Source organism: Micromonospora sp. NBS 11-29 (assembly GCF_002140155.1).
Taxonomy (GTDB): domain Bacteria; phylum Actinomycetota; class Actinomycetes; order Mycobacteriales; family Micromonosporaceae; genus Micromonospora.
Genome location: NZ_NAPR01000021.1, coordinates 89,339 through 116,076 on the forward strand (window position 1 = coordinate 89,339; position 26,738 = coordinate 116,076).

The window sequence follows — 26,738 nt, forward strand, 5'->3', positions numbered from 1 at the left end:
CACATGCTGCTCGGAGATTACCGGTTGTCCCGTCCGTCACGGGGCAACTCGACGAGTGTGGTCACCCGGGCGGAAGATGAGCCAACTGCACCAGCCGGACGCCCTCGCGGCGGGTGACCAGGCGGGCCCGGCCGGCGGGCAGCGGACCGGCCTTCACCTGACCGACGAGCGGCCCCTCCTCCGGGCCGCCCGACATCACCAGCCCGGCCGTCGACAACTCCCGCAACCGCTGGATGATCGGCTCGTACGCGGTCCGGCCCGCGCCGCCGGAGCGCCGGGCCAGCACCAGGTGCAGCCCGACGTCCCGGGCGTGCGGGAGGTGCTCCTCCAACGCGCGCAACGGGTTGGTCGGCCCACCGGCCACCAGGTCGTAGTCGTCCACCAGCACGAACAGCTCCGGCCCGGTCCACCACGACCGGGTACGCAACTCGGCCGGGGTCACCTCCGGGCCGGGCTGCCGCCCCTGGAGATAACCGGCCGCCGACTCGATCAACTCGGTGGTGTGCGGCGCGGCCGTGCCGTACCCGATCAGGTGTGCGCTCTCGATCGTGCCCATCAGGCTGCGCCGGTAGTCGACCAGGATCACCCGGGCCTGCTCCGGGGTGAACCGGCGGACGATCGAGGTGGCCAACGCGCGAAGGAACGAGGACTTGCCGCACTCCGCGTCGCCGAAGACCACGAAGTNATCGGAAACGCCAGCCCACTGGTCGCGGTCTGGTCCACCTCGGCGTACGGCAGCACCGGCGGGAGCAGCCGCACCCGGGGCGCCACCGGACCCGCCCAGCCGCCGGCCACCGCCTTGACCAGGTCGCCGGTCTCCGTGCCCACGGTGGAGAACCGGGGCTCGGCGGTGAGGAAGTGCAACCCACCGGCGGTGATCCCGCGCCCCGGCCGCTCCTCCGGCACGGTCGCCGCCAGCGCCCGCTTCACCACCACCGAGTCGGCCGGGTCGCCGAGGCGCAACTCCAGTCGGGAACCGAACAGGTCGCGGATCGCCGGCCGGAAGTCCGACCAGCGCAGCGCGCTCGCCACCACGTGCACCCCGTACGCCAGCCCCCGGGTGGCCAACTCGGTGACCAGCGGCTCCAGGTCCTCGTACTCGCCGCGCAGCGTGTTCCAACCGTCGACCACCAGGAACACGTCGCCGAACGGATCGGCGTCGGCGGGGCCGGCCGCCGGTGTCGCGGCCCGNCACCCCCGACTCGGCGAAGCGCCGCTCCCGCTCGGCGAGTAGGCCGGCGACCTCGCCGACGGTACGGCGCACGGCGGTGCCGTCGGTCCGACCGCTGACGCCGCCGACGTGCGGCAGGTCCCGCAGCGCGCCGAGCGTCCCGCCACCGAAGTCGAGGCAGTAGACCTGCACCTCGACCGGGGTGTGGGTGAGCGCCAGCGCGCAGACCAGCGTGCGCAGCAGGCCGGACCGGCCGCTGCGGGTGGTGCCGACCACCGCGACGTGCCCGGCCGCGCCGTCCAGGGCCAGCCAGAGCAGGTCCCGCCGCTGCTCGAACGGCTTGTCCACCACCGCCACCGGCACCTGCAACGCGCCGTGCAGCTCCGGGTTGGCCACGGTCAGCCCACGCGCCGCATCGGCGCCGACCGGGCCGAGCAGCTCGTCCAGGGCGGGCGAGACGTCCAGCGGGGGCAGCCACACCTGGTGCGCCGGCGGGCCCTGCCCGGCCAGCCGGTCGACCAGCAGGTCGAGCAGCGTCTCACCGCTCTCCTCGTCGGCCGGAAGGGCGGCCGGCGCGGCCGGCACGGGCACCCGGTGGGTGGAGAACGCGAGCACGCGCGGGTTGCCGCCGCCGGACGCGCCCGCTCGGCCGGACCGGCGACGGACCGCCCCGGACACGTACGCGGCCTTGAACCGGACCAGCGGGTCGGTGCCGGAACGCAGGTAGCCGTGCCCGGGGGAGCGGGGCAGCTCGTGCGCGTCCGGCACGCCGAGCACGGTGCGGGACTCCAGCGCCGAGAACGTGCGCAACCCGATCCGGTACGACAGGTGCGTGTCCAGTCCGCGCAGCCGACCCTCCTCCAGCCGCTGGCTGGCCAGCAGCAGGTGCACCCCCAGCGACCGGCCCAGCCGGCCGATCTGCACGAAGAGGTCGATGAAGTCGGGCTTGGCGGAGAGCAGCTCGGAGAACTCGTCGCAGATCAGCAGCAGCGACGGCAGCGGGGCCAGCGGACTGCCGGCCGCGCGGGCCCGCTCGTAGTCGCGCACGCTGGCGAAGGTGCCGGCCCGACGCAGCAGCTCCTGGCGGCGCATCAGCTCCCCGTTGATCGCGTCGACCATCCGGTCGACCAGGGACAGCGCGTCGGCCAGGTTGGTGATCACGGCGGCGGTGTGCGGCAGCCGCGCGAACGGCGCGAAGGTGGCCCCGCCCTTGAAGTCGACCAGCACGAAGTTGAGCTGCTCCGAGCTGTGCGTGGCGGCCAGACCGAGCACCAGCGTACGGAGCAGCTCCGACTTGCCCGAGCCGGTGGCGCCGATCAGCAGCCCGTGCGGGCCCATGCCGTCCAGCACCGACTCCTTCAGGTCGAGGTCGACCGCTCCGCCGTCGGCGCCCACCCCGATCGGCACCCGCAGCCGGTCCCGGGCGGCGCGGGGCGCCCAGCCCTGCTCCGCGGTGAAACCCGCCGGGTCGCCGAGACCGAGCAGCTCCGGCAGGCCCGGCTCGGCGCCGGGCGGCGCGTCCGGCCCGCGTACCGGGCCGGCCANCCGACGCCAGCGCGTCGGCGGTGCCCACCTCGGCGGGCCCCTCGACGGAGTGCGAGTGCAGCCGGCCGTCGACCAGGTCGAGCAGCAGGGCGTACCGGTCGAGCAGCCGGGGCGGCGGAGTGTCCAGGTCGAGCAGGGTGACCGCGTCGATGCCGCCGTCGCCGGCCAGGTCGGCGGCCCCGGTCAGGTCGCCCCCGTCGAGCACCACCACCACATGCGGCCCGTCGGTGGCCGCGCCGTGCGGACTGAACCGGGACCGGCTGCCGAGCACGTCGTCGAGGAGTCGTTCCAGGTCGGCGGCGGAGCTGGTGACCAGGCGCACCGGGCCGAGCGCGTCGGTGCGCGTCGGATGGTGGGCGTGCGGCAGCCACTTCACCCATTCCCACCGCTCCCGGCGCTCCGGCCCGGCGCAGACCGCGATCAGCAGTTCGTCCGGCGCGTGGAAGACGGCGAGCTGGATGAGCACCGCCCGGGCCAGCGCCTGGGCGGCGGGCGAGCCGGTGCCGCGTACCGCGCCGGCCGGGCCGCGGACGAAGACCCGGGCAAAGCTGCGCAACGACAGCGCCACCGGCAGGTCCGGCACCACCGAGTACGCGTCCAGGAAGCGCCGCAGCGCCCCGGCGGTCATCGGCTCCAGCTCCTCCAGCGGCCGGGTGAGCGGCGGGACCAGCGGGGTGGCGAGTGTCTGCGGCCCGACGCCGACCCGGACCACGGCGAAGTCCGGGTCGCCGGGTCGGCGCTCCCAGACCCGGTGGCTGTCCACCGTGGACCAGAGCCGGGCCGGTTCCGGGTGGCGGTAGGAGAGCCCGGACCGCTGGGCGGCGGCGGTCTGCCGGACCCGGCGGCGCAGCGTGGCCAGGTGCCGCAGATATTCCCGACGGGCGGCCATCAACTCGGACTTCTTCGGGCCGGCGGTGCCCCAGGTCGTCACCAGCATCGCCAGCGAGGAGAGCCCGAACATGCCCCCCACCGCGTACGAGTAGGGCCCGCCGCCCCGGCCGAACGACATCGCCATGGCCACCGTCCCGCCGACCATCGGCAGCACCAGCAGCGCCTGCTGCCAGCGCCCGCCGGCCGCGGTGGGGATCTCCGGCGGCGCCTCGACGGGCAGCTCGCCGGCCGGGATCTCCGGGGCCGGTCGGCGCGGCGGCCGCTTGATGACGACAGTGGACACGACCCGCCTCCCATGGCTCTCGGTAACCCGAGCCTGGCTCATCGTAGGTAAAGTCCTCTCGTCCGTCAGCCCACCGTTATGGAGATACGTCGATGACAAGCGGGCTCGCCCGGGTCACGATCAGCGCGCCCCGGCGACGGGTCGACGTGGCCCTGCCGGAGCAGGTCCCCCTGGCCGAGCTGCTGCCCGAGGTGCTCCGGCACGCCGGCGAAGGGCTGGCCGACGACGGCGAACGGCACGGCGGGTGGGTGCTGCGGCGCACCGACGGCGCGGTCCTGGCCACCGCCCAGGCGCTGCTGCCGCAGGGGGTCCGCGACGGTGAGGTGCTGCACCTCGTGCCGGCCCGCGCCGAGTGGCCCGAGCTGGAGTACGACGACGTGGTCGAGGCGATCGTCGACGGGGCCCGTCGCCGGGGCGCCGCCTGGTCGGCCGGGGCGACCCGGGTCGCCGCGTTGGCCGGCGCCGGCGTGCCGCTGGCCGTCGGGCTGGTCGCCGTCCTGTCCGCCGGCCCCGGGCAACGCGCGTGGCCGGTCGCCGCGGCGGTCGCCGTGATCCTGGTGCTCGCCGCAACCGCGGCCTCCCGGGCGTACGGGGACGGGCCGGTCGGCGCCACCCTCGGCGGGTACGCGCTGCCCTGGGCGGCGGCGGCCGGCGCGCTCGCGGTCGGCTCCGGCGATCCGGTCGGCCCGATCGCCGGCCTGCGGTGGGTCGGCGCCCCCGAACTCCTCGTCGGCTCGCTGGCGTTGCTGCTGGCGGCGGTGCTCGGCCTGCTCGGCGTGGCCAGCCGGTCCCGGGTCTTCGTGGCCGGCGTGACCGTCGGCCTGACCGGCGCGGCGGCCGCACTCGGCGCGTGGCCGCTGGACCCGGCCGGTACGGCGGCCCTGCTGCTCGCCGTCGGCGTGTTCGCGCTCGGTGGGCTGCCGTTGCTGGCCATCCGGGCCGGCCGGCTGCCGCTGCCGCCGCTCGCCCTGCCCACCCCCGCCGGGCTCCGGGACCTGCCCGACCGGGGGCGGGTGCACGCGGCCGTGGCCCGCGCCGAGGAGGCGCTGACCGGCATGCTGCTCGGGCACGCGGTGCTGGCCGCCGGTGCCGCCACGGTGCTCGTCGTCGCCGGTGGGGCCGCCGGACGGCTGCTGGTGGCCGTCGTCTCCGGGGTGCTGCTGCTGCGCTCCCGGCTCTTCGTGGCGGTACGGCACCGGGTGCCGGCGGTCACCGCTGGGCTGGCCGGGTTCGCCCTGCTCGGCGTGGTGCTCGCGGACCGGGCCGGGTCGGGCGGGCGGCTCGCGCTGGCCGTCGGCGGGCTCGGGCTGGCCCTGACGGCGGTCACCGCCGGTGCCACGTACGCCCGCCGGCCGGTCTCCCCGTACCTCGGACGGCTGGCCGACCTGACCGACACCGCGCTGGTGGTCGCGGTGGTCCCGGTGGCCTGCGCGGTGCTCGGCCTCTACGACCGGGCCCGCGACCTGCTCACCTGAACACGGCGAGGCCCGGGTCGCGTCGGCGACCCGGGCCCGGACGTCTCACCGTCAGTGCAGCGTCTCGCCGCGCTCCGCGGCCTCCTTGGCCCGACGGTACGACGCGACGATCTCCGCCTCCGCCTCGACCCGGCCCACCCAGGTGGCGCCCTCGACCGACTTGCCCGGCTCCAGGTCCTTGTAGACCTCGAAGAAGTGCTGGATCTCCAGTCGGTCGAATTCGCCCAGGTGGTGGATGTCGCGCAGGTGCTCCTGGCGCGGGTCCTCGTAGGGGACGCAGAGGACCTTGTCGTCGCCGCCCTTCTCGTCGGTCATCCGGAACATGCCGATGGTGCGGCAGCGGATCAGGCAGCCCGGGAACGTGGGCTCGGGCACCAGCACCAGCGCGTCCAGCGGGTCGCCGTCCTCGCCCAGGGTGCCCTCGATGAAGCCGTAGTCGGCCGGATACTGCGTGGAGGTGAAGAGGGTGCGGTCCAGCCGGATCCGGCCGGTCGCGTGGTCCACCTCGTACTTGTTGCGGTGACCCTTGGGGATCTCAACCGTGACGTCGAAATCCATGTTCCACGCTCCCTCGTCTGCCCACGCTGGCCAACGGAAACCAGCGGTCCGCCGCCCGCACGGGAGGAACGCCCCCCGCCGGCTCCGACCGCCGCATAGTGTTCGGACCGAAGTAGTGTCGCCCAGAGTGATTTCGAGCGGGGAGGAGGGGGCCGTGGGGAGGGAAGATTCACACTACCGCCCCGGGAGGGTTGACGGTCGTCCGTCCGCCGGATCCGGTTCCGGTTCCGGCGGTGCCACCGGGCGGGTGTCGGTCCCCGGTGCCAACCTCACCCACCGCCCGGGCATCGGCTCGGCCCCGCCCGGCCACACCGACGGCCGGGCGGCCCCGGGGAACTGGCCCGCCCCGATCCCGGTGAGCCCGCCGATGCCGCCGGCCGGCGTGACCCAGCCGCCGGCCTCCCCGCCGCCCCCCGCCCCGCCGCGTCGCCGGGGCCGGCTGCTCGCCGCGCTCGCCGGCGTGCTGGTGCTGGCCCTGGCCGTGGCCGGGCTGGCGGTGCTCCGTCCCGGCCCGGTCGCCGGCTGGCTGGGCAGCGAGGGCAGCAATCCCGGTGCCGCCGCCGCGCCGCCCGAGCCCGACCCGCCGGCGGTGCTCGCCGGCCCGGACGGCAACGCCCCGCTGCCGACCGAAGCCGGGATCCGCGCCGTCCTGGATCCGCTGGTGCGCGCCGCCGCGCTCGGCGACCGGGTGCACATGTCGGTGGCGGACGTGGCCACCGGCCAGGCGCTCTACGGCAGCGGGCCGGACACGCCCACCGTGCCCGCCTCGGTGACCAAGCTGGCCACCGGCGTCGCCGTGCTCGCGGCGCGCGGCCCGGCGTACCGGATTCCCACCCGGGCGGTGGCCGGCGCGAACCCGGGCGAGGTGGTCCTCGTCGGCGGCGGCGATCCCACCCTCGCCGTCGGCAAGGACGGCTTCTACCCGGGCGCGGCCCGGCTGGACGACCTGGCCGCCCAGGTACGCGGCGCGCTCGGTGGCACCGCACCGACCCGGGTGATCGTCGACTCGTCGCTGTTCAGCGGGCCGGCCTTCGAGCCGGGTTGGGACGCCGACATCCCCACCGGTGGGTTCGGCGCGGCGATCACCGCGCTGATGACCGACGGCGCCCGGAAGAACCCGGCCCAGGCGCGGCGTACCGCCGAGGAGACCAACCACGCCGCCGAGCGGGTCCCCCAGCCCGACCTCACCGCGGGCCGGCAGTTCGCGAAGCTCCTCGGGCTCACCGGGAGCGCCGCCCAGGTGACGAGGGGTGCCGCGCCGGCCGCCGGCGCGTCCGGGGCCGGTGCCTCCACGCCCGGCACCGAGCTGGGCAAGGTCGAGTCGCTACCGGTGATCCGGCTGGTCGACATCATGATCAGCGACAGCGACAACGTGATCGCCGAGGCGATGGCCCGCCAGGTGGCGCTGGCCAAGGGCAAGCCCGGGTCCTTCGCCGGTGGCGCGGCGGCCACCGACGAGGTGCTCGCCGGGCTCGGGCTGCCGGCCGAGGAGATCAGCCTCGCCGACGGCAGCGGCCTGTCCCGCACCAACCGGATCAGCCCGTCGCTGCTCACCGACCTGGTCACGCTCGCCGGGAACGGCAGCCACCCCGAGTTGGCCGCGATCTTCGGCGGCCTGCCGGTCGGCGGCTGGTCCGGCACGCTGGACGAGCGTTACCGCGTGGCGGCGACCCGGGCCGGCGCCGGTGTGGTCCGCGCCAAGACCGGCACGCTGAGCGGGGTGAACGCCATCGCCGGCACGGTGACCACCGCCGACGGCCGGCTGCTCACGTTCGCCGTGCTGACCGACCGGACCCAGGGCTCGCTGGACGACACCCGGCAGGCGCTCGACCGGATCACCTCCGCGCTGGCCGGCTGCGGCTGCCGCTGACCGACCGACGTCGATCGCCGGCGCGAGCCCGGGTAGGGGTGTCGCGGCGCGGGTACGGTGGGTTCATGGCGCAGTTCGTGGATTGGGATCTGGCCACCGCGACGGCGGGGGCGTTGAGCAAGTCGGGCCCCCGGGTGTCGTACGCCGAAGCCACCGAGGTGGTGAGCGACCTGCGCCGGCTGACCGAGGAGGCGGCCGGCCACGTCGCCGACTACACCGGTCTGCGGCCCCAGGTGGCCTACCCGCCGGTCCGCGTGGTCGACCGTCGCGACTGGGCGGCGGCCAACATCGCCGGGCTGCGTGAGGTCGTCAGCCCGCTGGTCGAGCGCCTCTCCGGGGACAAGCGGCCGGGCGCCCTCACCGAGGCGATCGGCTCGCGGCTCACCGGTGTGCAGNCGCCGGCGACCCCGGGCAACTGCTGCTGGTGGCCCCGAACATCGTCGAGGTCGAACGGAAGCTCGGCGCCGACCCGCGTGACTTCCGGATCTGGGTGTGCCTGCACGAGGTCACCCACCGGACCCAGTTCACCGCCGTGCCGTGGATGCGGGCGTACTTCCTCGGTGAGGTGCAGGCGTTCGTGGACGCCTCGCAGGGCGGCGAGCACCTGCTGGAGCGGCTGCGCCGCGGCGTGGCCACGCTCTCCGACGCGGTCAAGGACCCGGAGAGCCGGGCCAGCGTGCTCGACATCGTGCAGACCCCCGCGCAGCGCGCCGTGCTGGACCGGCTGACCGCGCTGATGACCCTGCTGGAGGGGCACGCCGAGTTCGTGATGGACGGCGTCGGCCCGCAGGTCGTCCCCAGCGTCGGGTCGATCCGGGCGGCGTTCAACCGCCGCCGGGAGTCCGGCAACCCGGTGGAGAAGGCGATCCGGCGGTTGCTCGGCGTCGAGGTCAAGATGCGCCAGTACGCCGAGGGCCGCAAGTTCGTGCACGGTGTGGTGGACCGGGTGGGCATGGCCGGCTTCAACAAGATCTTCTCCAGCCCGCTCACCCTGCCCCGGCTCGACGAGCTGGGCGACCCGGACGCCTGGGTGTCCCGCGTGCACGGGCCGGCCGGTGCCACCCCGGCCGCCGGCTGACCCGCCCGCGCCGGCCGTAGGGGCTGGTCGGGCCGCGGCGTCGACCAGCGGTCCGGCGCCGTCCGTCGCCGCCATCCGGCTCGCCGTACGCCGGCTGCTGACCGACCTGCCCACGGGCGGGCCGGTGCTGGTGGCCTGCTCCGGCGGGGCCGACTCGCTGGCGCTCGCCGCCGCCACCGCCTTCGTGGCACCCCGGCTCGGCCGCCCCGCCGGACTGGTGACCGTCGACCACGGCCTGCAACCCGGTTCGGCCGAGCGGGCCGACGGGGTCGCCGGCTGGGCCCGGCTGGCCGGGCTCGACCCGGTCGAGGTGGTTCCGGTCCGGGTGCACGGACGGCCCGGCGGCCCCGAGTCGGCCGCCCGTCAGGCCCGCTACGAGGCGTTGGTGGCGGTCGCCCGGCGGCACGACGCGGCCGGGGTGCTGCTCGGGCACACCCGGGACGACCAGGCCGAGACCGTGCTGCTCGCGCTCGCCCGGGGCGCCGGCCCGCGTGGCCTGTCCGGCATGCCGCAGCGGCGCGACCTGGACGGGGTGCCGCTGCTGCGCCCGCTGCTCGACGTCGGGCGGGCGGACACCCGGGCCGCGTGCGAGGCGCTCGGCCTCGACCCGTGGGCGGACCCGCACAACACCGACCCCGCGTACGCCCGCGCCCGGGTCCGGGCCGAGGCGCTGCCGGCGCTGGTCGAGGCGCTCGGGCCGGGCGTGGTGGCGAACCTGGCCCGGACCGCCCGCCTGCTCGCGGCCGACACCGCCGCGCTCGACGCGTCGGCCGACGCCGCGCTCGCCGAGGTGCGGGCGACCGGCGGTGGGCTCTCGGTCGACGGGCTGGCCGCGCTGCCGACCGCGGTGCGCACCCGGGTGCTGCACGCCTGGGCGCGCGAGCTGGGCGCCGCGCCGGCCGCCCTGTCCCACCGGCATGTGGCGGCCCTGGACGCCCTGGTCACCGCCTGGCACGGGCAGGGGCCGGTGCACCTGCCCGGCGGTCGTCCGGTACGCCGGTCAGCCGACCGCCTGGTCGGCTGACCGGAGCGGGCGCCTGGCTTCGCCAGGTCGGTGACGTGGTCGGGTCCGGGCTGTGTTGATCACACCCTTTCGGCGAGCTGGCGGGAGGGTGGCGCTCGGTCAGGCGTCGGCGCGTTCGCGGAAGGTGGCCCGGTAGGCCTGCGGCGTGGTGCCGACCCGGCGGGTGAAGTGGTGCCGCAGCGCCGCCGCGTCACCGAAGCCGGCCTGGTCGGCGACGCTCTCGACGGTGAGCCGGGTGTCCTCCAGCAACCGCCGGGCCAGCAGCACCCGCTGGTTGGTCAGCCAGTCGTGCGGCGTGGTGCCGGTCTCGGCCCGGAACCGGCGGGCGAACGTGCGGGAGGCCATGCCGGCCCGGGCGGCCAACTCGTCCACCGTGACGGTGCGGCCTAGATGACCCATCATCCACTCCAGCACCGGTTCGAGCGTGGGCGCCTCCGGGGCCCGGGGGATCGGCGCCTCGATGTACTGGGCCTGGCCGCCGTCCCGGTGCGGCGGTACCACCATCCGCCGGGCCAGCCGGGTGGCCACCGCCGAGCCGTGCTCCTGGCGTACCAGGTGCAGGCAGGCATCGATGCCGGCGGCGGTGCCGGCGCTGGTGAGCAGCCGGCCGTCCTGGACATAGAGCGAGTTGCACCGGACCCGGGCCGCCGGGTGGCGCTGCTGGAGGTCGTCGACGTACCGCCAGTGGGTGGTGCAGTCGCGCCCGTCGAGCAGCCCCGCCTCGCCCAGCACGAACGCGCCGGCGCAGACGCTGAGCACCCAGGCACCCCGGTCGGCGGCGCGGCGTAGCGCGGCCAGCACCGGCTCGGGCACCGGGGCTCCGTCGGCGTGCGCGGGCACCGCCACCAAATCGACGTCCGCCAGCGGAGCCAGGTCGGCGGTCGGGGTGACCAGGAAGCCGGAGCGGCTGCGTACCGGGCCGCCGTCGACGGTGCAGAGGTCGAACCGGTAGCTGGGGAAGCCGTCGGCGGTGCGGTCGGTGCCGAACACCTCGGCGAGCACACCGAGTTCGAACGCGGCGACCTCGGGCAGGGCGATGACGGCGACCGAGCGGAGCATGTGACGAGGGTAACCCGAGAACTGGCAGGAAATCGATGACCGGTGGCAATCCTGCCACTGTCCGGACCGGACGGCGGGCCGCAGACTTGGTGGTGTCCGGTGCGCACCGGCGGCGAAAACCCTCCGAACCAGGTGAAAGCGAGCGCCGCCATGACCGTTCTGTTGTTCCTGCTCTTCCTGCTCCTCCTCGTCGGCTCCAGCGCCCTCGGGCTCACCGCCGACACCCGCGACTCGGCCGACTGGAAGCCGACCGACGGCGGGCGTCGCTGGCACTCCCGTCCCTGCTGAGGTGATTCGTTCCGTTCGCGCCGTAGATTTCCGGCGGGACCGCGCCAAAAAGGGGCGGCCCCGCCGACGTCGGCCATCCGGCGTACGGCAGGCTAGGAGCATGGCTGACGGCTCCTGGTACGACGCCGACATCGACCACGTGATCATTTCCGAGGCGCAGATCCGCGAGAAGACCGCGGAACTGGCCAAGCAGGTCTCCGCGGACTACGCCCACGTCGACGACGGTCTGCTGCTCGTCTGCGTGCTCAAGGGCGCGGTCATGTTCATGGCCGACTTCGCCCGGGCGCTGGGCCGCCAGGGCCCGCCCGCCGAGCTGGACTTCATGGCCATCTCCTCGTACGGCCAGGGCACCACCTCCTCCGGCGTGGTCCGCATCCTCAAGGACCTGGACCGGGACATCGCCGGCCGGCACGTGGTGGTCGTCGAGGACATCGTCGACTCCGGCCTGACCCTCTCCTGGCTGCTGCGCTACCTGGAGTCGCGCTCCGCGGCCAGCGTCGAGGTGGTGGCGCTGTTCCGCAAGCCGGACGCGGTGAAGGTGCAGGTCCCGGTCAAGTACGTCGGCTTCGACATCCCGACCGAGTTCGTGGTGGGCTACGGTCTCGACTTCGGCGAGCGCTACCGCGAGCTGCCCTACGTCGGGGTGCTCAAGCCCGAGGTCTACGCGCGCGCCTGAGGCCCCGCGGGGTCGCCCGTCAGCGTACGTTCAGCGGGCTCTCAGCCTTTCGGTCTACGGTAGGGGCCGGTGACGTGGAGGCACCCTCCGCGCCGACCCTTCGAGCCGCCTGACCGTGCGGCCCGCGGGGTGGGTGACGGAGCTCCCCGGCCACGCCGGTGCAAGACCCTGGTTCGCCGTACGCGTAGGTGTGGGACCCGAAAGCTCCGACGTCGAATGTGCGCGACTGCGGGGCTCGCAAGCTCACTCCTCGCGCGCATCGAGAAGTCGAATGTGCGCGACTGCGGGGCTCGCAAGCTCACTCCTCGCGCGCACGGTGTACCGTCGAATGACCGTGGGTACGGTAGTTCGCGTACCCCGGGGGTCGGGCCGGCCCGCACGGCGGCCCCGGCCGCCGCCCGAGGCGGCGACACCATTCAGACGGTCAGGACGTCGATCAGGAGGATGCGGGCGTCTCGGCGCCCGACGACAGCATGGAACGTACGCGTTTCTTCCGCCGACCGGTGGTCTGGATCATCCTGGTCATCCTCGGCGCCGTTGTGCTCAGTCAACTGTTCACCGCTGGTCCCAGCTACCACCGGGTGGACACGTCCGTGGCGCTCGATCAGCTCAACAAGGGTGGCGTCGAGAAGGTCGTCTTCCAGGACAAGGAGCAGACGCTCCAGCTCGACCTGAGGGACAAGGCCAAGTTCGGCGACACCAACACCGACAAGATCGAGGCGCAGTTCCCCTACGAGGTCGGCGGCCAGGTCTGGAACCAGGTACGCGAGGCCGAGGCGGCGGACCGGATCACCGGCCCGGTCGACACCGAGGTGTCGTCGGACAGCATCTGGGTCAGCCTGCTGGTCAACCTGCTCCCCATCGCGCTGCTCGTGCTCCTGCTGCTGTTCTTCATGTCGCAGATGCAGGGTGGCGGCTCGCGGGTGCTCAACTTCGGCAAGTCCAAGGCGAAGATGATCACCAAGGACACGCCGAAGACCACCTTCGCGGACGTGGCGGGGGCGGACGAGGCCGTCGAGGAACTGCACGAGATCAAGGACTTCCTGCAGAACCCGGCGAAGTACCAGGCCCTGGGCGCCAAGATCCCGAAGGGCGTGCTGCTGTTCGGCCCGCCCGGTACCGGTAAGACGCTGCTGGCCCGCGCCGTGGCCGGCGAGGCCGGCGTGCCGTTCTACTCGATCTCGGGTTCCGACTTCGTGGAGATGTTCGTCGGTGTCGGCGCCAGCCGGGTCCGTGACCTCTTCGAGCAGGCCAAGTCGAACGCGCCGGCGATCGTCTTCGTGGACGAGATCGACGCGGTCGGCCGGCACCGTGGCGCCGGCATGGGCGGCGGCCACGACGAGCGGGAGCAGACGCTCAACCAGCTCCTGGTCGAGATGGACGGCTTCGACACCAAGGGCGGCGTCATCCTGATCGCCGCCACCAACCGGCCGGACATTCTCGACCCCGCGCTGCTGCGTCCGGGCCGGTTCGACCGGCAGATCCCGGTCGACGCCCCCGACATGGAGGGCCGCAAGGCCATCCTGCGGGTGCACGCCAAGGGCAAGCCGTTCACGCCCGACGTCGACCTCGACGCAGTCGCCCGGCGTACCCCCGGTTTCTCCGGCGCCGACCTGGCCAACGTGATCAACGAGTCCGCTCTGCTCACCGCGCGCAAGGAGCAGCGGGCGATCAGCAACGACTCGCTCGAGGAGTCGATCGACCGGGTCATCGCCGGGCCGCAGCGTCGGACCCGGGTGATGAGCGACCAGGAGAAGAAGATCACCGCGTACCACGAGGGTGGGCACGCGCTGGTCGCCTGGGCGCTGCCGCACGCCGCGCCGGTGCACAAGGTGACCATCCTGTCCCGTGGCCGCTCGCTGGGGCACACGCTGGTCCTCCCCACCGAGGACAAGTACACCCAGACCCGCGCCGAGATGATCGACACGCTGGCGTACGCGCTGGGCGGCCGGGCGGCCGAGGAACTCGTGTTCCACGAGCCGACCACCGGCGCCGGCAACGACATCGAGAAGGCCACCCAGCTGGCCCGCGCGATGATCACCCAGTACGGCATGAGCTCCAAGCTCGGCGCGATCAAGTACGGCACCAGCGGTGACGAGCCGTTCCTCGGCCGCAACATGGGGCACGAGCGGGACTACTCCGACACCGTCGCCGCCGAGATCGACGGCGAGATGCGCGCCTTGATCGAGCTGGCGCACGACGAGGCCTGGGAGATCCTGGTGGAGTACCGGGACGTCCTGGACAACATGGTCCTGGAGCTGATGGAGAAGGAAACTCTCTCCACCGCCGACATGGCCCGCATCTGCGCCCGGGTGGTCAAGCGCCCGCCGATGGCGCCGTACCACGGCTTCGGCAAGCGCCAGCCCTCGACCGAGCCGCCCGTGCTCACGCCGGCCGAGAAGGACGCGCTGCAGAAGCAGGCCACGGCCGACGGCATCTCGGTCGGCGGGGCCAGCAACAACTCGGACGGTACGCACTGAGCAGCGACCCGACGGCCGGCTCCCCTGACCGGGAGCCGGCCGTTTCCGCGACCGAGCCCGACGGTGACGACGCGCTCGACTACGTGGCCGCGCGCCTGATCAGTGGCAAGCTGACCGGCGGCCCGGTGGAGGAGAGCGTCGACCTACCCCGGATCGAGAAGGCGGTCCGGGAGATCCTCATCGCGGTCGGCGAGAACCCCGACCGGGACGGCCTGCGGGAGACACCGGCCCGGGTCGCCCGTGCCTACGCCGAACTCTTCGCCGGTCTGCGGGTCGACCCGGCGCAGGTGCTGCGCACCACGTTCGAGGCCAACCACGAGGAACTGGTGCTCGTCCGGGACATCGACGTGATGAGCCTCTGCGAACACCACCTGCTGCCGTTCCGGGGCAGCGCGCACATCGGTTACATCCCCGGGCCGGACGGCCGGATCACCGGCCTGTCCAAGCTGGCCCGGCTGGTCGAGGTGTTCGCCCGGCGACCGCAGGTGCAGGAGCGGCTCACCTCGCAGATCGCCGACCTGCTGATGTCCAGCCTCGTCCCGCGCGGCGTCATCGTGGTGCTCGAATGCGAGCACATGTGCATGGCGATGCGCGGCATTCAGAAGTCCGGCGCCAAGACCATCACCTCGGCGGTCCGCGGCGGCCTCCAGAACGACGCCAAGTCCCGGGCCGAGGCGATGGCTCTGATCATGGCCCGCTGACCGCAATCCTCCCCGCCCGGAAGGCGCGGTACCCGACCTCAGCCGGACAGCATGGCCAGCAGCAGGCCGGCGGCGGTGAGGACCGCCGGGATCAGGCAGACCAACGCGCCGAACCGAGGCGTACGGTCCACCCGGTCGGCGGGGCGCGGACGGAAGAACCGCCCCACCGCGAGCCAGCCCAGCATGAACGCGACCGCCGGCAGCGGCAGCCCCACCACCAGCGCCAGCATGGTCACCGGACCGGCCCCGGCGACGGCGTGCAGGCCGAGTTGCAGCAGCGGCACCACGAGCGCCAGCGGCCCGTACACCAGCAGGTTGCGCGGCCGGGCCGGCCACCGGGCGAGCTGGGGCAGGCCCCGCGCGGCCAGGGTGTCGTCCGCCGCGTCCGCCCAGGCCCCGGCGGAGCGCAGGGCCGCCAGCACGGCCGTGGGTCCGCCCGCCATCGACCGGGCCGCCTCGGTCACCTCCGGCGGCGTCGGCGCCAGGGCGATGGCCGGTACGCCCAACTCGCGTAGCCGGGACTGCTGGGGCGCCAGCCGCTCACGTACCGCGGTCAGCTCCTCCCGGGCCGCCGCGACCGAACGGGCCTGCTCCCCGGCGGCGGTCGCCGCCGACCGGCGTACCCCGTCGAGCTGTCGCGCGGCCGCCACGTACTCCGCCCAGGCCGACTCGGCGGGGTCCACCAGGACGGTCGAATCGGCCGCCCGGGGGCCGGGCACCGACGTGCCGGTCTCGCTCATCCCGTGGCCTCCCGGTCATCGCCGAACGGCACGAACACCGTGCCCTGCTCCTCCGGGCCGTCCCAGAGCACCGCGCGGCCGGGCCGCGGCCGCCACCACACCGGCCGGTCGAACAGCCGCTCCAACCGGCCGCCCGGCACGTCGGTGACCGCCACGGCGGTGAGCTTGTCCAGCTCGCCCTCCGGGCCGGGCAGCCCGGCCAGCGGAGCCGACGTACGCCACCAGCCGAGCAGATGCCGACCGGCGGGCGGCCCCTCCATCAGTGCCGACCGCAGCAGTTCGGGCGGCAACTCGCCGGCGTCCGGCACGTCCAACCCGAACACCACCAGGTAGCCCGGATCGTCCGACTCCATGGCCGCCCGCAACCCGGCGGCGTCGACAATCTCCACCCGGTGCCGCCCGGCCAGCTCGGCGGCGAGCACACCGGCCAGCTCGGCCGACCCGTTCGCCAGCGGCGCCAGCACGAACCGTCCCGGGCCCGGATGCGCCGCCGCCGCGCTGCGGACCGCGGTGACCAGCAGCCGCTCGGCCTCCTCGTCCCGGCCCAGCACGGCCAGGTTGCGTCCGGCGGCCGGCCCGAGCGGCACGGCCACCGTGGTGCGGCCGACGTCCACCGCCCGGCCGAGCAACGCGGCCGGAGCGTGGGCCCGGCCGGCGAGCGCAGCCCGGTACCGCGGGTCGTNGGCCGCGCGGACCAGAGCCGCCGCCGCAGGTCGGCGAGGACCTGCGGATCCTCGTACGGGTCCGGGAAGCGGATCATCCGCTCGTGCCCCCGGGTCGCGCCACGCGGGCCGCCCAGCCCGCCGGCCGTGTTCACCACCGCGCTGCCCACCGGCAGGCCGGCCGCCGAGTCGTTGGTCGGCTCCAGCACCGCGGAACCGCCGGGCAACGCCACCCGGACCGGGAACTGGCCGAGCAACGGGTCACGGGGGCCGCCGATGCCCAGGTCGCCCTCGCCGGCCAGCACCAGGTGGATCCCGTACGACCGGGCGGTGCGGGCCAGCGCGTCCAGCCGGGCCAGCAGGTCGGTGGCGAGCCGGTCCTGGTCGCGCAGCAGCAGCGGAAAGTTGTCGATCACGCAGACGATCCGGGGCAGCCGCTGATGCTGGCGCAACTCGGCGTAGCGCTGCCCGCCGGCCCGCCGGGACGCCTCCTCGCGGCGGCGCAACTCCGTCTCCAGCTCGCCGAAGAGGGCCGCCACGTACTCCCGGTCGGCGGCCATCGCGGCGGCGCGGACCTGCGGCACCCAGCACCGGTCCCGTTCGGTCTGCAGGAACTCCACGAAGGACTCGCCGTCGCCGAGGTCGGCCAGGTAGAGCGCCAGCTCGTCCGGGCCGTACCGGGCGGCCAGCCCGAACAGCGCATCGGTGAGGAACGCCGACCGGCCGGCCCGGGACCGGCCGCTGACCAGCCAGTGCGGGGTCAGCTCGGCGAAGCCCAGGCTGACCGGGCGGCCGGCGGCGTCGCCGACCGTGGTGCTGAGCCCGTCGGCCGAGCCGGCCGTCCAGAGCCCCTCGGACGGCAGCAGGTCACCCAGGGCGAGCCGGGAACCGTCCTCGACCTGCCGGGCCAGCCGCCGGCACACCTCGGCCACCAACTCGACGGGCGGGTCGTCGTCCAGGAACACCGGCGAGTTCAACCCGCCCGGCGGTTCCGCGCCCGGGCTGCTGAACCCCGCTGCCGGCGGGTCACCGACCAACGCGTACGCGGTGCGAACCACCAGCGGGGTGGCCCGGGGCAGCGGGTCGACGCCCGGCCAGCCGGCCACCACCAGGTGCAGCCCGGCCCGCGGCCCCCGGTCGGCCAGGTCGGTGAGCCGGCCCAGGTCGGCCGGGGTCGTGCCGTCGGGCAGCGCGGCCACCACGAGCAGCAGCGTACGGTCGTGCCCGCGCTGCCGGGCCGCCCCGGCGGCCACCCACTGCTCCGCCTCCGCCAGCACCGTCCGCAGCCCGGCGACGTCCGTGGTGGGCGGCGGCAGCAGACCGGCGTCGGCGAGCGCCGCATACCCGGCGAAGGTGTCGCCCGGCCCGCCGTCGACCACCCGGGCCAGCAGCGCACCCGCCGGCGTCGCCGCGAAGAGACGCAGCAGCAGGGCCCGCAGCAACCCGGCCACCCGGGGATCCGCCGCGTCGGCGTCGACGCTGAGGTGACCGGTGCCGAACAGCGGCACCAGCGCGGGAAAGCGGGCGTCGTCCAATGGCGAGGCGGCACCGACCCGGACCCGGGCCGGCGGCCCGTCACCCGGAGGCGTTTCCGCCGCCAGCTCCTCCAGCGCCGCGCCGGCCCAACCGGGCGCCGCCCGCTCGGCCGCCGCCCGCAGGCGCTCGGCCAACTCGTACTGCCGGTGGTGGTCGGCGGGCGCGGGCCGGATCTCGTCCAGGATGCCCGCCGCCGCGGTCGCCGCGGCCTCGGCCCGGCGGTGCAGCGCGGCAGCCCGGCCGGCGCGTGCCTTCGGAGTCGCCACCGCGTCCACCTCTCTTCCCGAGGCCGACATCTTCCCCCCGAGCTGTGACGGTAACCCAGCCGGCAGCCCTCCACCGGGATGTCGGTCGGCGCGGTGAGCGGCACGCCGGTGAGCAGCCTCACCGAACCGCCGGTCGGCATCCGCCCGGCGGTTCGCCACGATCCGCCAGTTCTGAGGCATTGGGTACGCGGCCCGCAGCCGCTAGCCTCAGGAGGTGGAATCAGTGCAGCCCCCCGCCGGTTCCCAGGTCTCCCGCGTACCGGCGCAGCGGACCCCGCCGGAGCAGGTGGCGCCCCCCGCGCCGGCTCCGGTTCCGGCACGACCTCGACGTCCGCTGCGCACCGCGCTCACGATCGTCGCGGGGGTGCTGGCGTTGCTCTGCACCGGGGGCGCGGTGGTCGGGTTCGTGGTGTACGACCGGGCGACAGCCCCAGACCGCAGCGCCCCGGACGTCGTGGTGGACAACTACCTCCGGGCTCTCCTTGTGGACCGCAACGACACAAGGGCGCAGGAATTCACCTGTGCGTCCGAGGCTGATCTCGACGCGATCCGTAGGCTTCGTGCCGAAGTGGAGCAACGCGAGGCCAACTTCGACGNTCGGTGACTACGACATTGACTATTTCGAGCACAGCAGATGGACGGGCTCGAAGCAGTCGCCGAGAAGACTGGCAGTTCCGTGTGGTTGAGCGGGATAGCTGGCGAGTTTGCGGTAGCAACAAGATCAGTTAGTGGCGGTCACTCCAGCCAGAGCAGGTGGACCGGCACTTCCAGGGTGGTCGGGGCCTGACCGCGCCACGCCCAGCGGTACCACTCCAGCTCAGGGGCCACCCGAACGCAGATGTCGCCCTCCGCGCCTGAGTAGGTCTCGGTGACCGCGCGCAGGTCGCGCCGCTCGGCGCCGCCGTCCACATGCACCACGCGTCGTCCGGTCACCGCGTCCGCCTCGAACACGGGCGTGGGCGGCCGGCGGGTGGGTACGTCGAGCGAGACCAGCCGGATGCCCGACCCGGACGGACCGGCGGACGGCCGGCGATCGCCGACGGTCTCCACCCAGACCCGTTCCACCGGCACCAGCGGCGCGAACACCTCCACCTGCTCGGACTCGGCCCGATACCACTCGTGTTCCGGGATCACCGGCACATAGGTTCGGCTGCCCTGCACCACCCGCTCGTCGGCCCGCAGGTCGCCGCGCCAGCCGAGCCCGGGCAGGCCGACCAGCACCCGGCGACCGCGCAGCTCGGCGCCGGCGGTGGCGGCGACGATCTCGACCGGCCGAGGCGGCAGCGGGGCCCAGTCGGGGCGGTCCGCGAACGGGTCGGGCAACGGATTGCTCATGCGCGAGGCCTCACCCGGTCTCACCGAGGGGCGCGCCCCGCTCGCGCATGAACGGCACCGGGTTCGTGGCGCCGCTGCTGTACCGGTCGCCGTTGCGGTGCACCTCGAAGTGCAGGTGCGGGCCGGACGAGTTGCCGCTGGTGCCGGAGAGCCCGATCACCTCACCGGCCGTGACCTCCTGGCCCGGCCGGACGCGGGGGCGCTCGATCATGTGGCAGTACCGGGTGATGAACCCACCGGCGTGCAGGATGTCAACGAACCAGCCGCAACCGCCCTTGTTCGGCCAGCCGTCCCGGTCGCAGTCCCGCCGGCCCGCGAAGTCAGGGTCGCAGCGGGCGACCAGCACCCGGCCCGCCGACGCCGCGTGGATCGGGGTGCGCTTCTCCGCGGCCAGGTCCACGCCCTGGTGGCTCCTGCGGGCCGCGGTGCGGAATCCGGAGACCACCCCGCCGGGCAGCGGCGCGGTCCACCCGGAAGCGGCGATCCGGGCCCCGGCGGCGGCGTCGCAGACGGCCTTGCCGGCGATCTCCACGGTCCGGGCGGCTCCGCCGGCGAGGGCGTCGACGATCCGTCCGGCCAACTCCTCGTGCTTGGCGTAGGCGTCGGGGAACGCGCTGACCTGGACCCGTTGCGCCACCACCGTGAGCGGCCGCCGCTGCCAGTTCGGCACCTTGGCCATCTTCTGGTAGAACTTGCGAGCCGCGTACGAGGGCGTCATCCGCTGCTGGACGCTGCCCCAGCCGGGCCGCTGCTGGAACAGGCCCAGCGAATCGTGGTCCGCACCGACCCCTTCGTGCGGCAGGGCCAGCGACGCCGGCACGGTGCTGTTCGCCAGGTTGCGCAGCGCGGACTCCTGCATCGCCGTGGCCAGCGCGATCACCCAGCCGCGGGCGGGCAGCTTCATCTCCTGGCCGGTCTTGATGATGGCGGCGGCGTTGCGGAGTTGGCCCTCGCCGTACTCGGCGAAGTGCGGCAGGTCGCCGGTGAGCTCCACCCGGTAGGTGGGGTCGCAGCTCAGGCTGGCGAGCTTCGGGTCCTTCGGGTCGTCGTCCAGTTCGGCGAGGAGAAAAGCGCCGGCGCCGCCGACGCAGCAGAACAGGGTGAGTACGACGGTGACCGCGGTGGCCAGCACGCCCACCCGCAGCTTACGCCGGACCGCTCCGGGTCCCTCCGGCCCGGCGCTCACGGCCGCTCCCAGTCGACCGCGTCCACCAACCACGGTCCATCCGCCGCGACCAGGTCGAGCCGGAGTGTGCCGTTGTCCAGCGGCACCCGCGCCTCCACGTAGGACTCGGTGCGCGGGCGGAGCGCGGGCGGCCCGGTCGACCGCCGCGCGGGCACGGTCTCCGGGTCCGCGCCGGTCATCTTCTCCACCAGCGCGGGGGTGGAGAGCGGACGCAGCCGCGCCTGCCAGGCGTCGCCGGTGCTGCCCGGCCCGGTCAGCCACGCCGTGGTGAACCGGCCGGCGACCTGCTCCGGGGTGGGCTCGCCCGGTCGGACCCTCGGCGCGACCGCGGTCGGTGGGCTGGCCAGCACCCCGTCGTCCCCGGCCTCCGGATCGACCGAGGCGATCGGCTGGGTGGGACGGGTGGTCACGGCGGTGGTCGGTTCGGTGGGCCCGGAGACCAGCCGGGCCCCGCCGATCACCCCGAAGACCAGGACGGCGATCACCAACGCGACACCGAGTCGGGACCGCAGCACCCGGGTGAAGAGGAACTCCAACGCCCGCCGCACGGATGTCACCTGGCCTCGGAGCGGACCCGCGGCGCAGGTCGGGCCGGTGCGGCTGGGCGGTCCGCGGAGTCCGGCCGGTAGACCGCGTAGGAGGGGACCTCCTCCGGCACGTCCGGCTCGGTCCAGGTGGACGGTGCGCGGCGTGGCCGGGGCGCGGTGGTGGGATGGCTGTTGCGACGCTCGACCGGGGGTGCCTCGTCCGACCGTTCCCGTCCGTCCGGCCGTTCCCGCTCGATCGCGGTGGCGGTGTGCGCCGGATCCTCGTGTCGGGCCTCGGGCCGGAGGCTGCGCTGCTCGGCCGCGACGACGCGCCGCCGGCCGAGCGCCGGCTCGTTGGTGCCACCTGGCTCGGCGACGTCGAGCCGGGCGGCGACCCGCATGTCCCGGAAGAACCGCCGGTGCCAGGAGCCGGCCGAACTGACCGCCTCGCTGCTGTCCTTGCCGCCGAGCTGGGTGATCCGCCGGTACGGGCGGAGCAGGAGCCAGCCCACCACCCCGCAGAGCCAGACCAGGACCACCTGGAGCCAGCCGGGCAGGCTGGTCGTGTTCATGATCAGGTCGACGGCGAAGAGGTAGATGGCCGCGCCGGTGCCGAAGATGGCGACGTTGAACACGGCCGCCACGACGGCGTTCCCCAGCCGCCGGAGCCCGGCGCTGGCCGGGCGCAGCAGGCCCACCGTGCCGAGGATCGGCGCCGCGATCACCGCCCAGCGGAAGATCAGGAAGCCGAGGAGCACCAGCAGCGACGCGGTCAGGTCGAACATGGCGAAGAGGAGCGAGGCCAGCACCGCGATGAAGCCGGCCCCGACGCGGTCCATGTCCCGGACGCCCTGGAGGTACTCGTACGCCTCCGGGTCCTCCGACTTGATCTGGTCGGCCACCCGGGCCCACTGCTGCTGCTTGCCCTTGATCGTTGCCTCGCGGGTCGCCGGGTTCTGGCGGAGCTTCTCCGCCTCTTCCCAGGTCAGCGCCTTGGCGTCGTAGAGTGCCGGGCCGTACTTCTTGGCCGTCTCGCTGTCCGCCGAGCCGAGCACACCGCGTAGCCAGTTGCGGTAGAGCATGGTCTCGGTGGCGGTGTCGCTGGCTCGTACGGCGGGCGGGCGATGATCCTTGCAGGCCTCCGGATTCGGGTCGTCGCATTGGCCGGGAGGGGTGTCCTTTGCGGCGGGGCCGACCGCGTCGTGCACCACGCCCAGCGTGGTGATCAGGGTGCTGTCGGCGATGTTCGCGGACTTGACCGGCCAGGCGGCCAGTGCGGTCACCGCCACCATCACCAGGACCGCCCAGCCGGCCGTGGTCAGCGCGTTGCTCATGTCCGACTGGCGGGAGCGCCAGAGCAGGTAGAGACCGACCACGCAGATCGTGATGATGCCGAAGACGCTGAACACCTTCTGGTAGACCGCCTTGGTGGCCTGCTCCACCAGCGGATCGGCCCAGCGCCACATGGTCTGCGGGTCCCAGGCGCGCTCGCGCAGCGCGTTGGACGCCCCGATGATCGAGTCGGCGACCATGAACTCGACGTTGGCCATCATCGTGGTGACGCGATAGTCCGGGTGCAGCACCGAGGAGGCGCACCCACCGTCCACGTCGTACGTGACGTAGCTGTAGCCGGCGTACCCGTAGTCGCTGTACAGGCCCTTCGGACCGGGCTCCTTGGCGGAGTCGGGCCGGGACGCGAACCAACCGGCCAGGCCCGAGTCCGGCGCCGCCGGCACCGGTGGCTTGCGGCACTCGATCTGGTCCTCGCTGACCGCCTGGAGCCGGCCCACGCAGGCCCGGAAGTCGGCCTGCCACTCCTTGGTGCTGCACAGCTCGGCCCGCGCCTGCGTGACCGGAGCGGCCGCGTACGCGGGTGTGCCGCCCCCGATCACCGGCCAGGAGATCGTGGCCCCGGCCAGTACGCCGAGCGCGAGCAGGAGCGCTGCGATTCGTGCCCGGGCCCTCGCCATGTCACGCCTCCAGATCAGCCAGGACGGTCGGCAGTATCCCGGCGGCCTGGGCGACCGCGGCGGGGGTGGTGTCCAGGTGTTCCAGCAGCCCGTCGACGTACGACACGTCGACGCGGACCTTCTGCACGCGGCCGTCGACGTCGCGCATGACGAACTCGCGGAAGCCGAGCCGGGAGGCCGACCCGCTGTCGGCCTGGGAGAGCGAGGCGAGGGTGGCCTCGTATCCGTCGTCGACCGGCACGCGCAGCAGGCGTAACGCCTCGGAGGCGATCTCGCTGTCCTCGGCGATGCGGCCGACGAAGACGGTGGAGACCAGGTTCTGCACGTCGAGGCCGAGGATGTCCTTCGGGTTCTGCGAGGCGACCAGCGCGGCCAGGTTCCACTTCCGGGAGTCGCGGGCGAGCCGGACCAGGAACGACCGGCCGGAGCGCCACCCCTCCATGAAGTGCGCCTCGTCCAGGCCGACGAGCTTCCGGGAGGCCATCGAGCCGCCGTAGCAGCGGCGGACCGCCAGCCGGTGCGCGGTGTGCAGCATCGGCAGGGCCAGCGCCTCCTCGGCGGACCAGTACTCGCGCTCGATCTTGAGGTCGGGCAGCCGTAGCCCGGCCATGGTGATCACGGTGAGCGCGGCGTCGGCGCCGAGCAGCCCTTCCGGTGGCCGGCCGAAGAAGAGCATGGCCAGTGGCATCTCGGCGGTGTCGAGCAGCAGGTTCGCCAGCTCACGGCCGGAGTCGTCGTCGAGCCCCTGAAGGCAGGTGACCACGTCGTCCAGGGTGGAGGTCTCCTCGGCCGGCACCTGGCGCACCGCGTGCCGGAACAGCGTGGCGGTGGACGCTTCCCGGGCCACCTGCGGCGGCACCAGCATCATGCAGATGTCCTGCACCAGCATCCGGCGTTCGGCCCGGGCGTTGGAGACGGCGATCTCGAACTCCCGGTCGCCGGCCGCCCCGGCGCCGAACTCGCTGCGCAGCGGCGTGGGGATCAGCGCGTACGGCGCCAGGGTGCCCTGCTCGGAGCCGGTCAGGTTGAGCACCCGCGAGTACGGCGCCAGCTCGGGCATGGCGCAGAGCCGGGCCAGCGGGCCGGACGGGTCGAGCAGCGTCACCTGCACGCCGCGTCGCGCGGCCAGGTAGCCGAGCGCGCCGAGCAGCGTGGACTTGCCGCCGCCCGGCTCGGCGACGAAGACGGCGAGGCCGGAGCGCTCGCGTACCTCCATCGGGAAGTGCAGGTCGAGGAAGACCGGGCGGCGGCAGGTGCCGGCGGTCCGGCCGATCAGGTCGCCGCGCCGGTCGCCGACGGTGGACGCGGCCTGGGGCAGCGCGGCGGCGAGCAGGTTGACCGGCATCCGCCGGACGTAGCCGGTGTTGGCGATCGGTTCGCCGGGGATGAACTCGCGGGCCAGCCAGTCCTGGTTCTTCGGGTGCTGGAGCGAGATCCGCAGTTCCCGGGAGTAGAGCTGGATGAGCCGGCGGGCCCGTTCCAGGCACTCCTCGCGGGTGCGGCCACCGACGGCGATCCGGTGCCAGCCGTGCGCGCGGGCCGAGTCGACCGGCAGCCCGGTGGTCATCTCGTCGCCGATCACCAGCGCCCGCTTGGCCAGGCGTTCCAGTTCGGGCGGCGCGTCGATGCCGTGCTCGGCGTAGTCGAGCTGTTGGGAGCGGATCATCCGGAGTCGGTGTTCGAGGTTCCGGAAGGAGTCGTTGGGGCCGAGGATGTCGACCCGGGTGGACAGCTCCATCGGCCACGGCAGCCGCTCGTGGAAGTGCAGCCAGGGTTCGTGCCGCTCGGGGATCTCCAGCGGTTCCATCCGGCCGACCGCGAGCACGGCGACGTGCCGTTCCTCGCCGGTCATCCGGTTGACCAGCTTGACCGTCGAGCCGTACGGCGTGCGGTAGCGCTCGACCTGTTCGGTCATGGCGAGCAGGTCGCCGCGTTCCCACCGGCCGTTGGTGACCGGGGAGAGCACGCCGGGCGGCGCCATGCACAGCGCCACCGAGCGGTAGAGCAGCCACTCCAGCTCGGGCGCGGTGACCCGGCGGCCGCGCATGCCGAACGCGCCGAGCACCTCGTCGAACTGCTCGACGGTGCGGCCCAGCCGGCGGCGCTCGCCGTCGGCGGTGCCCCGCCCGAACGTCCGCAACAGGCGTTCGGTGAGCGAGTCGCCGAGCGACCGGCGGGCGAAGGTGACGCCGAGGTAGGTCTGGCCCTCGGCGTGGTTCACCGCCATCAGGTGCCGCTGGGCGGCGACCAGGTGGTCGGCCCAACCGGTGGTGCCAGACACGTCGGGCAGCGGGGCGGCGGTGTGCGCGTCGATGGTGCGGGCCCACTCGTCGGCCGGGAAGGGCCGGGTGGTGCGGCGCAGGTGCAGCCGGAACCCGGCCAGGCCGGCGTACTGCTCGGAGATCGCCGAGAGCAGCGCCTCGCGTTCCGCGTCCGGGCGGAACGCCCAGCGCACCTCGGGCAGCCAGTACCAGGCGGTGACCGTGTTGGGGGTGAAGGTGAGGTGACCGGCGATCTCGGTGATGGCCAGCTCGACCGACGGGTCCCGATCACCGAACTTGATCTTCGGGGCGCGGACCCGGACCGGCTTGGTCGGCTTGTCCCGGCGGTCGGCGGAGCGCTGCCGGGGCGGCGTCACCTCCCGGTGGGCCGGACGGCCGACCTCCCGGGCCGGCGCGGATGCCACCGGGCGCGGATCCGGCAGGTCGTGGCCCGGCTCCGGCCGGTCGACGCGGGGCGCGGGGTGGAGGGTCTCGGTGCGTGCCGGCGGCGGGGTGGCGGCAGGCTCACGGACCGGCTCGGGCTCGGCGGGGGGCCGGAGGGCGGGGAGCCGGTCACCGGCCTGCTGGGGCACCCGGTTGCGAGGCGCCGTGGGTGGCGGTTCGAGCGCGGGCGGTTCCACGGGCTCGGGCACGGCGTGCGCGGGCGTCGGGTGGGGCCGTCCCACGGCGCGTACGCCCGGTGTGCGTTCCCGGGCCGGTGGCGTCGGCTCGGCCGGTGGTGCCGGGTCGACCGGGGCGGTGTGCTGGTGCGGAATCGGCAGGGCGTCCCGGCCGACACCGCGACGGGGTGGGGCCACCACGGGCTCCACCGGTGGGGTGGGCGGGGTTGACCCGGCGGGGCGGCGGACCCGGGGCTGCGCGCCGCCGAACAGGTCGAGGAAGGGAGAGTCGATGTCGCCGTCGGGGCGTACCGGCTCGCGTGGTTCCCCGCCGCGTGGGGCGAGCGGGCGCGGCGGTTGGAAGACGCCCACCCGGCCGTGACCGGGACTGGTGACGAGTGCCGGGTCCAGCACGACCTCGTCCAGATCCTGGTCCGGCGGGTAGTCGAACGATCGCGCACGGTTACCGGGTGGGACGGCCGGACGCCCGGCCGGGGAACCCGGCGTGGAAGAGCGACTCATGCGACCGCCTCACC

At 74.3% G+C, this 26,738-nt stretch carries 15 protein-coding genes and 4 pseudogenes; 9 read left to right on the top strand and 10 right to left on the bottom strand.

The window, feature by feature from the left end; translation table 11 throughout:
- Positions 1-61: 61 nt before the first annotated feature.
- Positions 62-3,890 (bottom strand): annotated as a pseudogene (gene eccCa, locus B1205_RS23610) (type VII secretion protein EccCa).
- A 92-nt stretch (positions 3,891-3,982) separates the two neighbouring features.
- Here eccCa and eccD point away from each other — a divergent pair.
- A complete protein-coding gene (gene eccD / locus B1205_RS23615; RefSeq protein ID WP_089157600.1) occupies positions 3,983-5,365 on the top strand; it encodes a type VII secretion integral membrane protein EccD in 1,383 nt (460 codons plus the stop codon).
- 51 nt (positions 5,366-5,416) lie between these two features.
- On the opposite strand, the gene B1205_RS23620 is transcribed toward eccD, so the two are convergent.
- Complete coding sequence (locus B1205_RS23620; protein ID WP_089157601.1) at positions 5,417-5,923, bottom strand: inorganic diphosphatase; 507 nt, start codon at positions 5,921-5,923, stop codon at positions 5,417-5,419.
- Between the two features lie 367 nt (positions 5,924-6,290).
- Here B1205_RS23620 and dacB point away from each other — a divergent pair, with 367 nt between their 5' ends.
- The 3 genes and pseudogenes from dacB (at position 6,291) to tilS (ending at position 9,895) form a co-directional block, all read left to right on the top strand.
- The gene (gene dacB / locus B1205_RS23625) at positions 6,291-7,793 is read left to right on the top strand and encodes a D-alanyl-D-alanine carboxypeptidase/D-alanyl-D-alanine endopeptidase (RefSeq protein WP_176308765.1); all 1,503 of its coding nucleotides are present in this window, start codon (positions 6,291-6,293) and stop codon (positions 7,791-7,793) included.
- 65 nt (positions 7,794-7,858) lie between these two features.
- A pseudogene (locus tag B1205_RS23630) lies at positions 7,859-8,871 on the top strand (zinc-dependent metalloprotease).
- Between the two features lie 73 nt (positions 8,872-8,944).
- Positions 8,945-9,895, top strand: a complete 951-nt coding sequence (gene tilS, locus B1205_RS23635) for a tRNA lysidine(34) synthetase TilS (protein WP_089157645.1) — start codon at positions 8,945-8,947, stop codon at positions 9,893-9,895.
- A 99-nt stretch (positions 9,896-9,994) separates the two neighbouring features.
- On the opposite strand, the gene B1205_RS23640 is transcribed toward tilS, so the two are convergent.
- Entirely contained in the window at positions 9,995-10,954 is a 960-nt protein-coding gene (locus tag B1205_RS23640) for a GlxA family transcriptional regulator (protein WP_089157603.1), read from the bottom strand.
- A 150-nt stretch (positions 10,955-11,104) separates the two neighbouring features.
- On the opposite strand from B1205_RS23640, the gene B1205_RS30025 reads away from it, so the two are divergent.
- The 4 genes from B1205_RS30025 to folE all read left to right on the top strand — a co-directional run bounded on the left by B1205_RS30025 (position 11,105) and on the right by folE (position 15,099).
- Positions 11,105-11,242, top strand: a complete 138-nt coding sequence (locus tag B1205_RS30025) for a hypothetical protein (protein ID WP_176308761.1) — start codon at positions 11,105-11,107, stop codon at positions 11,240-11,242.
- A 100-nt stretch (positions 11,243-11,342) separates the two neighbouring features.
- Positions 11,343-11,918 carry a hypoxanthine phosphoribosyltransferase gene (gene hpt, locus B1205_RS23645; protein ID WP_089157604.1) on the top strand — a complete coding sequence of 192 codons (576 nt, stop codon included), beginning with the start codon at positions 11,343-11,345 and terminating at the stop codon, positions 11,916-11,918.
- A gap of 473 nt (positions 11,919-12,391) precedes the next feature.
- Positions 12,392-14,398, top strand: a complete 2,007-nt coding sequence (gene ftsH, locus B1205_RS23650; protein WP_089157605.1) for an ATP-dependent zinc metalloprotease FtsH — start codon at positions 12,392-12,394, stop codon at positions 14,396-14,398.
- A gap of 83 nt (positions 14,399-14,481) precedes the next feature.
- Positions 14,482-15,099, top strand: coding sequence for a GTP cyclohydrolase I FolE (gene folE / locus B1205_RS23655; RefSeq protein WP_089157606.1), 618 nt, complete (start codon positions 14,482-14,484; stop codon positions 15,097-15,099).
- Between the two features lie 38 nt (positions 15,100-15,137).
- Here folE and B1205_RS23660 read toward each other — a convergent pair whose 3' ends face one another.
- Both B1205_RS23660 and B1205_RS23665 read right to left on the bottom strand, forming a co-directional pair.
- Positions 15,138-15,839: a hypothetical protein gene (locus B1205_RS23660; protein ID WP_089157607.1), complete on the bottom strand. Its 702-nt coding sequence runs from the start codon at positions 15,837-15,839 to the stop codon at positions 15,138-15,140.
- Positions 15,836-18,312, bottom strand: a pseudogene (locus B1205_RS23665) (FtsK/SpoIIIE domain-containing protein). Before B1205_RS23665 ends, B1205_RS23660 begins: the two are co-directional and overlap by 4 nt.
- Positions 18,313-18,526: 214 nt before the next feature.
- Between B1205_RS23665 and B1205_RS23670 the strand changes: the two are divergent.
- A pseudogene (locus tag B1205_RS23670) lies at positions 18,527-19,032 on the top strand (hypothetical protein).
- A 6-nt stretch (positions 19,033-19,038) separates the two neighbouring features.
- On the opposite strand, the gene B1205_RS23675 reads toward B1205_RS23670, so the two are convergent.
- The 5 genes from B1205_RS23675 to B1205_RS23695 are packed head-to-tail and all read right to left on the bottom strand — an operon-like array spanning position 19,039 to position 26,724.
- Positions 19,039-19,638, bottom strand: a complete 600-nt coding sequence (locus B1205_RS23675) for a hypothetical protein (RefSeq protein ID WP_089157608.1) — start codon at positions 19,636-19,638, stop codon at positions 19,039-19,041.
- A 10-nt stretch (positions 19,639-19,648) separates the two neighbouring features.
- Positions 19,649-20,824, bottom strand: a complete 1,176-nt coding sequence (locus B1205_RS23680) for a M23 family metallopeptidase (RefSeq protein WP_089157609.1) — start codon at positions 20,822-20,824, stop codon at positions 19,649-19,651.
- Positions 20,821-21,381 carry a hypothetical protein gene (locus B1205_RS23685; protein WP_089157610.1) on the bottom strand — a complete coding sequence of 187 codons (561 nt, stop codon included), beginning with the start codon at positions 21,379-21,381 and terminating at the stop codon, positions 20,821-20,823. Before B1205_RS23685 ends, B1205_RS23680 begins: the two co-directional genes overlap by 4 nt.
- The gene (locus tag B1205_RS23690) at positions 21,378-23,321 is read right to left on the bottom strand and encodes a hypothetical protein (protein ID WP_089157611.1); all 1,944 of its coding nucleotides are present in this window, start codon (positions 23,319-23,321) and stop codon (positions 21,378-21,380) included. The genes B1205_RS23685 and B1205_RS23690 overlap by 4 nt, the downstream gene beginning before the upstream one ends.
- Position 23,322: 1 nt before the next feature.
- Entirely contained in the window at positions 23,323-26,724 is a 3,402-nt protein-coding gene (locus B1205_RS23695; RefSeq protein WP_089157612.1) for an ATP-binding protein, read from the bottom strand.
- Positions 26,725-26,738 lie beyond the last annotated feature (14 nt).